Origin of the sequence: Rhizobium giardinii bv. giardinii H152, assembly GCF_000379605.1 — a bacterium.
GTDB classification, from domain to species: domain Bacteria; phylum Pseudomonadota; class Alphaproteobacteria; order Rhizobiales; family Rhizobiaceae; genus Pararhizobium; species Pararhizobium giardinii.
Genome location: NZ_KB902691.1, coordinates 49,743 through 61,451, shown reverse-complemented (window position 1 = coordinate 61,451; position 11,709 = coordinate 49,743). Strand labels below are relative to the sequence as shown.

Below are 11,709 nucleotides of genomic sequence, written 5' to 3'. Positions count from 1 at the left end.
CGTTGATGGCCCCCTTACGCGATACGGATCCAGTCGTTGCCTGATTTGGAGGCTGCCAGCAAATGGTTAACAAATTCTGATTCACTCTGGCAAGGTGAATCGAAAATGTTAAATATTTTTTGCAGTCCTCTGATTTTCAAAGTGAATCCGGAATGACATCCTTAATGCGCCACATTAAGAAAATCGGCTATCTGACTCATCCGACTCAATCTATGCCGAACATCAAATTTAACATCCGGCATTTACTGACCCTTAAATGATCGTCCCTATGATTAACGATGCCCGTAAACGAAAGGTTACCAGCGGTAGGATTTTGTTAAGATCGCTGGAAATTTTTTCATTTTCCGACACGGCAGGTCGGTTGGACGGGCCATAATCCGGTAACCGGGGTCTCGCATCACGGGAGTATTGCGTATGAAGTCACGTGAGAGCCTTGTTCGCCTGAAGGAATTTCAGGTGAAGGAGAAGCAGCGTCAGTTGAACCAGCTTCAAATGATGATGGCCGAATTTGAGCGGATGACCAAGGAATTGGAAAACCAGATCACGTTCGAAGAGAAGAAGTCTGGCATTTCCGATCCTTCGCATTTTGCCTATCCGACGTTTGCCAAGGCTGCCCGGCAGCGGGCCGACAACCTGCAGGTCTCGGTCCGGGAGTTGAAGGTGCAACAGGATGCGGCGGAACTGGCGCTGGAGGAAGTCCAGGCGGAATTCGCAAAGGCGGCCGCGCTCGAAGAGCGCGACAGTGGCGTTCGCATGCGCGCTTAAAGCATTCAGCGCGCAAAAAGGCCCTTCTGACGGACTTGTCTCAAGTTCGTGAGGAGGGCCTTGTGCGTTTTTGGCGCGTTGCGTCGGGGCGGCGCAGTCCTATCTCTGGACGACGTCCTGCCATTCGGCGTGGCGCAGCGTCTGGGCGCGCATGAAAGGGCAGAGCGGAATGATCTTCCAGCCCCCTTTGCGGGCCGCCTCGATCGCATGGGCAGCGAGCGCCTGACCGACGCCCTTGCCGCGCAGCGCGTCGGGGACGGCGGTGTGATCGATGATGATCAGGTGCGGCGATGACCGGGAATAGGTCATTTCGGCGGTGTGACCTTCAACCGTCACACTGTAGCGGCCGTGCGAGCCGGCTTCCTCAAGTTCGATATTCATGGGCCACCCATCCGGATTGTCTGCTTGTGGATATATGGCATGCCGCGAGCAGAACGCGAAGGGTAGCTGGTCGGTGAAAATGCGTCGGGCGGTTGCCGGGTTCATGGCAACCGCCCGAAAATGGTTTCGCTTGGCGCGTCGATTAGTGGCGGTACTGCTGGATACGCGTCGTGCGCAAGCCGGCGAGGCCATGGTCGTTGATGGAGGACTGCCAGGACAGGAATTCTTCGACGGTCAGGGTATAACGTTCACAGGCTTCTTCCAGGCTCAGAAGCCCGCCACGAACGGCGGCGACGACTTCAGCCTTGCGGCGGATGACCCAGCGGCGGGTATTGGCCGGCGGCAGGTCTGCAATCGTCAAGGGGCTGCCATCGGGTCCGATGACATATTTCACGCGGGGTCGTATCATTTCGGTCATTGGACTCTCTACACATACTCAAGACCATATACGTGCAACCTACCTTGCCACATTTAACATTTGCCTAAGCGCACGGTAACAATTTGCTAATAATTTTAGAGGCTTCCGGGGCGTCGCTGCCAATGGACCTGAGATTTGTCCGCCCCTGCAGTGCCAGCCGGTTGGGGGCGTGTCCCGCAAAGGCAAATAGTTTTTAACGGCCCTCTCTTATCCCCGTTGCAAGCTGATGGAGGCTCTCGACAAAGCGTCCGCATGGGAGCCATGCAAATATAGCAGTACAGTTTGATAGAAAATTTGGTAGATACGCCTCGTTATTGATAAATAGAGCATCTTTTCGATGCTCCGAATGCGCTCTGTGCATCACATTATTTCCAAGCTCCGGTCTGTTGCTTCGATCGTGTCTTTTCCCGGCGCTTTCGGAGTTTTGTCGCTGTTTGGCCAACCGTGCTGCTTTAAGAGAAAATACCCGAACGAGAATTTTTCTTGAGGCGCCGGCGGCCCGGGCCGGCAAGTGGTGACCGAAATTATGAGCGACCATGACAGGCTGGTCTTGCGGACCGAGGCGTATGCTGATTTCCTTTCCGGCATGAACAGTTCCGCAGTCCAGACGGAATATGAAGTGCTGCACCTGATGCGCCAGTGTACGGCGAAGTTTGGCTTCAGCCACTTCATGATCGCGCGCCTTCCCTCCGGCGAGCAACAGCGCTTTGCCGAGCGCCTTGTGCTGAGCAACTGGCCCTCCGACATGGTACGGCAATATGATGCGGCTACGGTGTTCCATGCCAGCATGCTGGTCGAGCGCCTGCGCCAGACAAAGCTGCCGATTTTTGCCGAAACGGTCCTCCTCGTGAACGCCGAGGGGGACAAAGCCGTCGATGCGATCGGTACGCTGTTTGCGGGCCCGGCGATGCGCAACGCCTTTGCCGTCCTCATGCATACGACGGCCGGTGAGGCTTTTGCCGTCCTTCTTTCCGGTACGCGCGCCGACCCGGACAGGGCAGAGACCGCGGATCTCTATCTGACCCTGCTGCAGTTGCTCGAAACCCTCGAGCGCACCTTCGAGGCCGGGACCTCGGTGCGCGACAAGCTGTCGGCCCGCGAGATCGAATGCCCGCGCTGGGCGGCGGCCGGCAAGAGCAGCGACGAGATCGCCATCATTCTCGGGATCTCCGTCTACACCGTCTCCAGCTATTTCAAGACCGCGACGCGCAAGCTCGATGCCGTCAACCGGATGCAGGCGATTGCCCGCGCCATGCGGATGAAGCTGATCTGAAGCACGCTTTCAGCGCTCTCTTGTCCATTCCCTCGCGACTTTCTATATAGCGGGCTTGCGGACAGGCGTCGCCCAAGCCCGCTTCGCTGCGGCGTTGGCCGTTTGCAGGAAACAGGGTATGGTCGCGCAGAAGTGCCGAAACCCGCCGATGGACCGGAACGCCGGATTGGAAGCCGTGAACAGTCTCGATTTTGACCGCAAGCCCGAAGATACGCGCGTCGTCGTTGCCATGTCCGGCGGCGTCGATTCCTCCGTCGTGGCCGGCATCCTGAAGCGCGAGGGCTACGATGTCCTCGGCATCACCCTGCAGCTCTACGATCATGGCGCTGCCGTGCACCGGGCCGGTTCCTGTTGCGCAGGCCAGGATATCGACGACGCGCGCCGCGTCTGCGAAGTCCTCGGCATTCCGCATTACGTGCTCGACTATGAACAGCGCTTTCGCGAGACCGTCATCAATCCCTTTGCGGAAAGCTATGTCGCCGGCGAAACGCCGATCCCCTGCGTCGCATGCAACCAGACGGTCAAGTTCGCCGATCTGCTCGCGACCGCCCGCGAACTTGGCGCCGATGCCCTGGCGACGGGGCATTACATCCGCTCCAGGGCAAATCCCCAGCCCGGCGCGCCCGACCGCCGCGCGCTCTTCCGGCCGGCCGATGCCGATCGCGACCAGAGCTATTTCCTCTTTGCCACGACTCAGGAGCAGATCGACTATCTGCGTTTCCCGCTCGGCAGCCTCACCAAGGCCGAAACCCGGGCGCTGGCCGAAGAGATGGGCCTCGTCGTCGCCAAGAAGGCAGACAGCCAGGACATCTGTTTCGTACCGCAGGGCAAATATTCCGATATCGTCTCGAAGCTGAAGCCGAATGCGGCGCTGTCGGGCGATATCGTCCATCTCGATGGCCGGGTTCTCGGCAGCCACGAGGGCATCCTGCATTACACCATCGGCCAGCGCCGCGGTATCGGCATCGCTACCGGCGAACCGCTTTATGTCGTGCATCTCGACGCTCGCTCGCGTCGCGTCATCGTCGGCCCGAAGGAAGCGTTGGAGACGCGCCGCGTCTATCTGCGCGACGTCAACTGGCTGGGCGACGGCGATATCCATGAAGTCGCGGCAGGCGGTTTTGCCTGCTTCGCCAAGGTGCGCTCCACGCGCCAGCCGGCACCCGCCATACTGCACGCCGATGCAGGCGGCATCTCCGTCGAACTTCTGGAAGGCGAGGCGGGCGTTGCCCCCGGGCAGGCCTGCGCGCTCTATTCCGGCACCGGCGAGGACGCCCGCGTCTATGGCGGTGGTTTCATCCTGCGCTCTGAACGCGAAGCGGCCGCCGAGGCGGCGTTGAAGGACCTGCTGCGCAGCTCGGCCGCTGCGTAAGTAGGCCGCAGCGCCGGGCCGCAGTTGCTCGGCGTGCACGGCCATTGGAAAACTTGCAATTTTTTAAAACGGCTCGGCTTGACACCGGCATGAACCGCACCTTATAAGCCGCCCCACTGACGGCGACGACAGCGGCCAAGGCCCATGTCAACGTTCCGGCGGCGGGGTAGCTCAGGTGGTTAGAGCAGCGGAATCATAATCCGCGTGTCGGGGGTTCGAGTCCCTCTCCCGCTACCATTTTCCAAATTGTCCGACCCGACTCATAGATCAGAGAACTCGCTGAGTGGCGGTCGCCCATGCGTTCGACATGTCCTTGATCGACGCAACCACGTCCTCAATCGTGTGAGAAAAAGTCGGGATGGATGCGTTGCCGCCTGATCAGCGTCAAAGAGCGGTCCGCCTCGATCCTGTAGGTTTCGATGGCCATACGGCCGGTTTCGTCCATGATCTGATTGGTGAACGTGCTGCCGATCGGGGCTTTCGTCAGCTTCGTGCGCGGCTGGTGGCCGCCGTAGGTGATGCTTCCGGGGATCGGTTCCACTTCTGATGACGTGCACGACGCCAGCGCGACGGCGCAGGCTAGAATGAGTATCTTCATCATATCGCTTCCCTCGTCCAAGCTCACTTTACACGTTATCTCGGCCAAATGTTCCCATTACCGGTCCATTGGTCGGCATATAAAGGGTGGCGAAGGGCCGGGGGTTCCTCAAACGAAAGGGCGGACCGCCGTCCGCCCCTTCAATTCGCTTGAGCTGCCGCTTTATTGCATGATCCGTACGACCGTATGGGTTCTCGGATCGACGATCACGCGCTGGTTGTTGACGACCGCATAGGAATAGCGGGTGTCTTCCGGCACGGGCATCAGGACGACGTCGCGCGGGATCGGCTTGCCGACCACCAGCGGCTGTTCGATGACCACCGACTGCTGCAGCGGCTGCTGTTCGACGTAGGTCACCACCCTCTGCGGCGGCGGGTCGAGAGCGGCGCCGGCCGCCAGGCCGACGACGCCGCCGACAGCAGCGCCGACCGGGCCGCCGACGATGGCGCCCGTAACCGCGCCACCGGCGGCACCGGTGATGGCGCCATCCTCTGCGAGCGCAGCGGTGGACATCATGCCGAGAGCGGCAGCGGAGAGGATCAGGATCTTGGTTTTCATGGCTCACTCCTTTCGTTTTGTCATGGCCATGTGGTCCAAAATGCGAGAGGAGGGGCGATCGTTCCGAAAAAAGTCATCGCAAATTGTTTCGCGCTGTAACGCCGTGTCAGCCGGGTTTTTCGAGCGCGATGGCGTCAAACTGCTTGGAGATACGCCTGCAAGGCCGGTCGCCGCTGCGGTTGCGGGCGTCGGAAAATGTGGCTTCTGGAGGTTCGCCAATCTACCGGGCAGCGGCACGGCACCGGTGCCGAGGCGGGCAACGCAGCCTCAGCGGATGATGAAATAGATCACCGCGCTCCAGAACAGCGCGCCGGCCAGTACGGCGGCGGCCAGCGCCCTTATGCGCAGCGTCGGCGAGAGGGGACCTTTCGCGGCTCCCAGTTGCCGATGATCTTCTGCGAACGCCGAATATGCATCTCTTCGGTGACTTGCCATCGCATGTTCCTCGCCTCTGTGTGCAAGAATGCTACGGAAATGCCGTAAAGGAAATGGCGTGAGAAAGCCGACAAATTTAACGACCGCTAAGATCGGCCGATCCTGACCGGTAAGGGCAGGGCGCCCAGTTCGCTTCCTGGGGCCTATCCCTCGCTCAGCATTTCCACACCGCCTGTCAGCCGGTCCATCAGGCTGCGGCGGACGCGGCCGACATCGCGCCGCGGCGGCTCGCCGTACAGCCGGGCATATTCGCGGCTGAACTGCGACTGGCTCTCATAACCCACCTGATGGCCGGCCGATCCTGCATCGAGCATCTCTACCAGCATCAGCCGGCGCGCTTCCTGCAGGCGCAACTGTTTCTGGTACTGCATCGGGCTCATGGCGGTGATCGCCTTGAAATGATGGTGCAGCGAGGACACGCTCATGCTGACGCGGCTGGCGAGTTCCTCGATCTTCAGCGGCAGGGCGTAGTTGTCCTTCAGCCAGATGCAGGCGCGGTTGATCTGGTGCGACTGGCTGTCGGTGACGGCCATCTGGCGCAGGCGGTCGCTCTGCGGTCCCGTCAAAAGGCGATAGAGGATCTCCCGCTCGATCAGCGGCAGCAGGACCCCAACGTCTTGCGGCCGGTCCAGCAGCCGCAGCAGTCGCGTGGCGACGTCCTCGAGCTCAGGCGTCAGTTCGTTCACCGCCATGCCGCGGGTGGCTGGGGTGGAACTGCGATCCGCCTGACCGGCTTGGTCCACGAAGCCGGCGATCTTGGTGGTGTCGATCTGGAAAGTCATGCTCAGATACGGCTTTTCGACGGTCGCCTCGACGATCTGGGTGGTGACCGGCAGGTCGATTGAGGTGAGCAGGTAGTCGCCGCGGCCATAGCGGTAGACGTCATCGCCGAGCGCCACCTGTTTTGCTCCCTGGACGATCAGCGCCAGGCTCGGCTTGTAGGCACCACATGCCTTGATGCCTGTTCCCGAATGCCTATGAACGCTCAAGCCGGGGATCGACGTTTCGTGATCGCCGTCTTCTTTGGCGAAACGGGCAATGAGATCAATCAGTTCCTGACTGCGCGGGGTTCTTGAATCTGTCATAATCGAAAGTCTTTCCAGCCATTTAGACTTCATCACGCAATTCGAGAGATAGTCTTTTAGCACGCGTCTGCAAAACGCCGGCGAGATATTTTGCAGGATCGTACAATAATCTTGCAGGATTGCTCTAACACCCTTTCGCCGCTGCCTGCATAGTGCGCTTCGGGGAGAGGCCGCTCGCGCCTCCACCTTAATCCCCGCTTCATGGCATAAAGGAGTGATCTATGGCCCTGGCAAGAGGATATGCGGCGACGGATGCGTCGAAACCGCTGCAACCTTTCACGTTCGAACGACGCGAGCCGCGCGAGGACGACGTCGTCATCAGTATCAAATATTCCGGCATCTGCCACTCGGACATTCATCAGGCCCGCAACGAATGGGGCAACTCGATGTTTCCGATGGTTCCCGGCCACGAGATCGCCGGCATCGTGACTGCTGTCGGATCGAAGGTTTCGAAATTCAAGGTGGGCGACCGGGTCGGCGTCGGCTGTTTCGTCGATAGCTGCACCACTTGTGCCAGCCGCGACGTGGATCTCGAACAGTACATGCCTGGCCTCGTGGCTACCTATAACGGCGTTGAGGCGGACGGAAAAACGCCCACCCAGGGCGGCTATTCCGATCACATCGTCGTCAAGGAAGGCTATGTGCTGTCCATTCCGGAGCATCTGCCTTTCGAAGCGACGGCGCCGTTGCTGTGCGCCGGCATCACGCTCTATTCGCCGTTGCGCAACTGGGGCGCCGGTCCCGGCAAGAAGGTCGCGATCGTCGGCATGGGCGGTCTCGGCCATATGGGCGTCAAGCTCGCCCATGCGATGGGCGCGGACGTGACCGTCCTCAGCCAGTCGCTGTCGAAGAAGGAAGATGGCCTCAAGCTGGGTGCCGATCACTATTACGCCACCAGTGACGCGGAGACCTTCAAGACGCTGGCCGGCACGTTCGACCTCATCCTGTGCACGGTCTCGGCGGAAATCGACTGGAATGCCTATCTCGGCCTGCTGAAGGTGGACGGGACGCTCGTCCTGCTCGGCGTTCCGGAACATCCGGTGCCAGTGCATGCCTTCTCGCTCATTCCGGGCCGCCGGTCGATCGCCGGCTCGATGATCGGTTCGATCAAGGAGACGCAGGAGATGCTCGATTTCTGCGGCGAACACAACATCGTCTCGGAAATCGAACTGATCCGCATGGACCAGGTCAATGAAGCCTACGAGCGCGTCACCAAGAGCGACGTGCGCTACCGCTTCGTTATCGACATGGCGACGCTGTAACCGCTGGGTCTGCGGTTTTTCGACAACGACGTCGGCACGCAGCAGGATGCGTGCCGACTTTTTTAGTTCTGAAAAGGAAGGCGGGACAATCGGCTCACCTCGCGTTTCGAAGGCCTTGCGGGCTTGTCGTCCCGGCTACTCTCCATAAGACGTCAATTGACTTCCGTCAGCGTCTCCGTGCCGGAGCCATCCTTGCCGGTGATGGTCCAGTTGCCCTCGAGCGTGCCGTCGCCGTTCACCTTATAGACGATGAGCCCAAGCGCGTCGCCGAGCACATAGGCGGCCGCGAAGGCATTGCCGTTGAGCATGCAGACGCCGGTTGATTTCTCGCCCGCGGTATCCCACTCGATGACGCACGTCGTTTCGCTGGCCAATGTTATTTCCGCGGTGCCGGAATAGCTCGACCCATCGAGATTGGTGCCTTCTACCGTGTATTTGCCGGCGTTGACGGTTTGCGCGTTCACAGCGGACGCGGCCGCGAGCAAAAGCGCGGCGGCGACGATGATTTTCTTCATATGACCCCACTAAAAATGTTTGATGATCGAGCACGCCGAAGCGTATGCGCAACCCCGGCGGTTTGAAAGGGGGAGCCTGCGGCAAGCGCGGGTCAAATTGCATGCCCGCCTGTCTGGAGGTAACGTTACACCAGCGGCAGCGGTCCGTCGTTCTTGATCTCTTCCATCACCGCATAGGTGCGCGTCTCCTTGACGCCCGGCAGCGTCCAGAGCACCTGCCCGAGAAAATTCCGGTAAGCGTGCATGTCCTCGAAGCGGGTCTTGACGAGATAGTCGAAGCCGCCGGCCACCATGTGGCACTCGAGCACTGCTGACGCCTGCTTGATGGCGATGGCGAACTTGTCGAAGACCTCCGGCGTCGTCTTGTCGAGCATGACCTCGATGAAGACGAGGAGCCCGAAGCCCAGCTTGTGCGGATCGAGCCGCGCGCCGAAGCCGGAGACGTAGCCTTCCTTCAACAGGCGGCGCAGCCGCTCGCTGGTTGCGGTCGGGGACAGGCCGATCCGGTCGGCCAGTTCGAGATTGGTGATCCGCCCGTCCGCCTGAAGGATATTGAGGATCCGCCGGTCGATCTTGTCTATTTCATGCATCGGCGCACTCCCGAAGCCGTCACGCCGCCAGCCGCATTTCTGCGAGCTTCACCCAATAGGAGATGCCGTGCGGAATCGCCTCGTCGTTGAAGTCGTAAGCGGGGTTGTGCAGGCCGGCCGTATCGCCGTTGCCGATGAAGATGAAGGCGCCGGGGCGGGCAAGCAGCATGTAGGAGAAATCCTCGCCGCCCATCATCGGGTCGAGATCGGCCGAGACCTTGCTTTCCCCTGCAATGTCGGAGGCTGCCGCCAGCGCATGCCCGGTCTCGTCGCGGTGATTGACCGTGACGGGATAGTTGCGGCCGTAGGATATGGTGACCCTGGCGCCATAGGCGGAAGCGAGGCTTTCGGAAATCTGCTTGATGCGGGCTTCGGCGAGGTCGCGGACCTCCGGCCTCAGAGTGCGCACGGTACCGGCGAGCACCGCCTGCTCCGGGATGATGTTGTGGGCAAAGCCGGCATTGAACTTAGTCACGGAGACGACGACGGAGGCGAGCGGATCGACCGTGCGCGAGGCGATCGTCTGCAGCGCATTGACGATCTGCGAGCCGATGACGATCGGGTCGACGGTCTTGTGCGGCTGGGCCGCATGGCCGCCGCGACCATCGATGGTGATGGTGAATTCGTCGGTCGAGGCCATGATCGGGCCGACGCGCGTGCCGAACCGGCCAAGCGGCATGCCCGGCATGTTGTGCATGCCATAGACCTCCTCGATGGCAAACCGCTCCATCATGCCGTCCTTGACCATCTCGTTGCCGCCGCCGCCGCCTTCTTCGGCCGGCTGGAAGATCACGGCGACCGCGCCCTTGAAGTTGCGGGTTTCGGCCAGATATTTCGCCGCACCCAGCAGCATGGCGGTGTGGCCGTCATGGCCGCAGGCATGCATCTTGCCGGGCACGGTGGAAGCCCAGGGCTTGCCGCTCGTCTCGGTCATCGGCAGGGCGTCCATGTCGGCGCGCAGCCCGATTGTCCGGCCTTCGCCGAGCTTGCCCTTGATCAGGCCGACGACACCGGTACGGCCAAGGCCGGTGACGATCTGGTCAACCCCGAATTCCCTCAGTTTATTTTCGACGAAAGCTGCCGTATTTTCCACGGCGAACAGGAGTTCCGGCTTCGTGTGCAGGTGTCGCCGCCATTCGGTGACTTCGTTCTGGAGCTCTGCTGCGCGGTTGAGAATGGGCATTGTGGGTTCCTGTGGGTCCATTGCGGGCATAGGGTACGGGATTTTTGGCATCGCCGCGGAAGAATGGTCTTTGCCATTACCTCGCCATATAGGTTAAATAGCCGGACGATACGAGGCAATTCCCGAAATTTCGAGGTCTGATTGTGGTGACGAATGGAAACCGGACAAGTGGCAAGATGAAGCTGTTCTCGGTGCTGGCGGGTGCCTGCGCATCGCTTCTGGTGACTGCCATGCCGGGCGCGGCCAATCCAAAGCTGGTCGTCGATGTCAACTCGCTGAAGGTCTACGAGCAGCAGGACATCTATCAGAAGTGGTATCCGGCTTCGCTCACCAAGCTGATGACGGCCTATACCACATTCCGCGCCCTGAAGTCCGGCCAACTGACACTCGAATCGCCGGTGGTGATATCGAAGAATGCCGCGGGCGAGCCGCCGAGCAAGATGTTTTACAAGCCCGGCCAGGCCGTGACGCTCGACAGCGCGCTGAAGATGATGCTGATCAAATCGGCAAACGACATCGCGGTTGCGATCGGCGAGACGGTCGCAGGCTCCGAGCCCGCCTTCGTCAACCTGATGAACGCTGAGGCCCGGCGGATCGGCATGACCTCCTCGCATTTCATCAACCCGAATGGTCTGCCGGGTCCCGGCCAGTACACGACGGCCCGCGACCTTGCAGTGCTGGCGGTCACCATCAAGCGCGAGTTCCCGCAATACGCCTCCTATTTCGCCTATGAAGGCTTCACCACGGGCAAGAAGAACTATCCCAACCTCAACATGCTGATCGGCCGCTTCGACGGCGCCGACGGCATGAAGACCGGCTTCATCTGCGCCTCCGGTTTCAACCAGGTTTCCTCGGCGACGCGCAACGGCCGCGCCGTCGTTTCCGTCGTGCTCGGCGCCGACAGCCTGGGCGGCCGGGCGGACGAATCGGCGCGGTTGCTGCAACTCGGGCTGACATCGACCGGCGTCGGCAAGCCCGGTCTCGGCCAGATCGCGCCCTATGGCGAGACCCGTGACATGGTCGCCGACGTCAGCAAGGAAATCTGCAATCCGAAGGCTGCAAAGATTCGCTCCGAAAACCGGGACGAAGTCGGCCGGCAAAAACTGCAGTCGCCCTACATCCATGAGATCAACCGCCCCCTGAACCTGGTTACCGCCGGTCTTATCCCCGGCTCGGAAAAAGCTGTAAACGTCAACGGCCAGACCGAGACCGCACAGGGCGACGTCGCCAATATTCCGATCCCGGTCCCGCGTCCCGTTTTTTAAGCCCTTTAC

14 protein-coding genes and 1 tRNA gene are annotated in these 11,709 nt (G+C 60.6%); 6 read left to right on the top strand and 9 right to left on the bottom strand.

The genetic code is table 11. From position 1 onward, the window contains the following. The first annotated feature begins 414 nt into the window (after positions 1–414). Positions 415–765: a hypothetical protein gene (locus A3AY_RS0121870; RefSeq protein WP_018327817.1), complete on the top strand. Its 351-nt coding sequence runs from the start codon at positions 415–417 to the stop codon at positions 763–765. Positions 766–864: 99 nt separating this feature from the next. Here the strand turns inward: A3AY_RS0121870 and A3AY_RS0121865 are convergent, their stop codons facing one another. Both A3AY_RS0121865 and sciP read right to left on the bottom strand, forming a co-directional pair. Continuing rightward, a complete protein-coding gene (locus A3AY_RS0121865) occupies positions 865–1,146 on the bottom strand; it encodes a GNAT family N-acetyltransferase (protein WP_026203704.1) in 282 nt (93 codons plus the stop codon). A gap of 142 nt (positions 1,147–1,288) precedes the next feature. Next, the gene (sciP, locus tag A3AY_RS0121860; protein ID WP_018327815.1) at positions 1,289–1,564 is read right to left on the bottom strand and encodes a CtrA inhibitor SciP; all 276 of its coding nucleotides are present in this window, start codon (positions 1,562–1,564) and stop codon (positions 1,289–1,291) included. A 526-nt stretch (positions 1,565–2,090) separates the two neighbouring features. On the opposite strand from sciP, the gene A3AY_RS0121855 reads away from it, so the two are divergent. From A3AY_RS0121855 to A3AY_RS0121845, 3 genes are all read left to right on the top strand, one after another. Beyond that, positions 2,091–2,837 (top strand): helix-turn-helix transcriptional regulator, encoded by a 747-nt coding sequence (locus A3AY_RS0121855; RefSeq protein WP_018327814.1) that lies wholly within the window; start codon positions 2,091–2,093, stop codon positions 2,835–2,837. A 148-nt stretch (positions 2,838–2,985) separates the two neighbouring features. After that, the gene (mnmA, locus tag A3AY_RS0121850) at positions 2,986–4,209 is read left to right on the top strand and encodes a tRNA 2-thiouridine(34) synthase MnmA (protein WP_040669126.1); all 1,224 of its coding nucleotides are present in this window, start codon (positions 2,986–2,988) and stop codon (positions 4,207–4,209) included. A 160-nt stretch (positions 4,210–4,369) separates the two neighbouring features. Then, positions 4,370–4,446, top strand: a tRNA-Met gene (locus A3AY_RS0121845). A 97-nt stretch (positions 4,447–4,543) separates the two neighbouring features. Here the strand turns inward: A3AY_RS0121845 and A3AY_RS0121840 are convergent. The 4 genes from A3AY_RS0121840 to A3AY_RS0121825 form a co-directional block, all read right to left on the bottom strand. After that, positions 4,544–4,810, bottom strand: a complete 267-nt coding sequence (locus A3AY_RS0121840; protein WP_018327812.1) for a flagellar basal body L-ring protein FlgH — start codon at positions 4,808–4,810, stop codon at positions 4,544–4,546. Between the two features lie 159 nt (positions 4,811–4,969). Continuing rightward, entirely contained in the window at positions 4,970–5,365 is a 396-nt protein-coding gene (locus A3AY_RS0121835) for a DUF1236 domain-containing protein (protein WP_018327811.1), read from the bottom strand. 267 nt (positions 5,366–5,632) lie between these two features. Next, positions 5,633–5,800: a hypothetical protein gene (locus A3AY_RS39335; RefSeq protein WP_018327810.1), complete on the bottom strand. Its 168-nt coding sequence runs from the start codon at positions 5,798–5,800 to the stop codon at positions 5,633–5,635. A 143-nt stretch (positions 5,801–5,943) separates the two neighbouring features. Further along, positions 5,944–6,885 carry an AraC family transcriptional regulator gene (locus tag A3AY_RS0121825; RefSeq protein ID WP_018327809.1) on the bottom strand — a complete coding sequence of 314 codons (942 nt, stop codon included), beginning with the start codon at positions 6,883–6,885 and terminating at the stop codon, positions 5,944–5,946. 221 nt (positions 6,886–7,106) lie between these two features. On the opposite strand from A3AY_RS0121825, the gene A3AY_RS0121820 reads away from it, so the two are divergent. Continuing rightward, the gene (locus A3AY_RS0121820) at positions 7,107–8,147 is read left to right on the top strand and encodes an NAD(P)-dependent alcohol dehydrogenase (RefSeq protein ID WP_018327808.1); all 1,041 of its coding nucleotides are present in this window, start codon (positions 7,107–7,109) and stop codon (positions 8,145–8,147) included. Between the two features lie 152 nt (positions 8,148–8,299). Here A3AY_RS0121820 and A3AY_RS0121815 read toward each other — a convergent pair whose 3' ends face one another. The 3 genes from A3AY_RS0121815 to A3AY_RS0121805 all read right to left on the bottom strand — a co-directional run bounded on the left by A3AY_RS0121815 (position 8,300) and on the right by A3AY_RS0121805 (position 10,435). Continuing rightward, a complete protein-coding gene (locus A3AY_RS0121815) occupies positions 8,300–8,662 on the bottom strand; it encodes a hypothetical protein (protein ID WP_018327807.1) in 363 nt (120 codons plus the stop codon). A 125-nt stretch (positions 8,663–8,787) separates the two neighbouring features. After that, complete coding sequence (locus tag A3AY_RS0121810; protein ID WP_018327806.1) at positions 8,788–9,252, bottom strand: winged helix-turn-helix transcriptional regulator; 465 nt, start codon at positions 9,250–9,252, stop codon at positions 8,788–8,790. A 19-nt stretch (positions 9,253–9,271) separates the two neighbouring features. Beyond that, positions 9,272–10,435, bottom strand: a complete 1,164-nt coding sequence (locus tag A3AY_RS0121805; protein ID WP_018327805.1) for a M20 aminoacylase family protein — start codon at positions 10,433–10,435, stop codon at positions 9,272–9,274. A 176-nt stretch (positions 10,436–10,611) separates the two neighbouring features. Here A3AY_RS0121805 and A3AY_RS0121800 point away from each other — a divergent pair, with 176 nt between their 5' ends. Beyond that, positions 10,612–11,700, top strand: coding sequence for a D-alanyl-D-alanine carboxypeptidase family protein (locus A3AY_RS0121800; protein WP_018327804.1), 1,089 nt, complete (start codon positions 10,612–10,614; stop codon positions 11,698–11,700). The last annotated feature ends 9 nt before the right edge of the window (positions 11,701–11,709 follow it).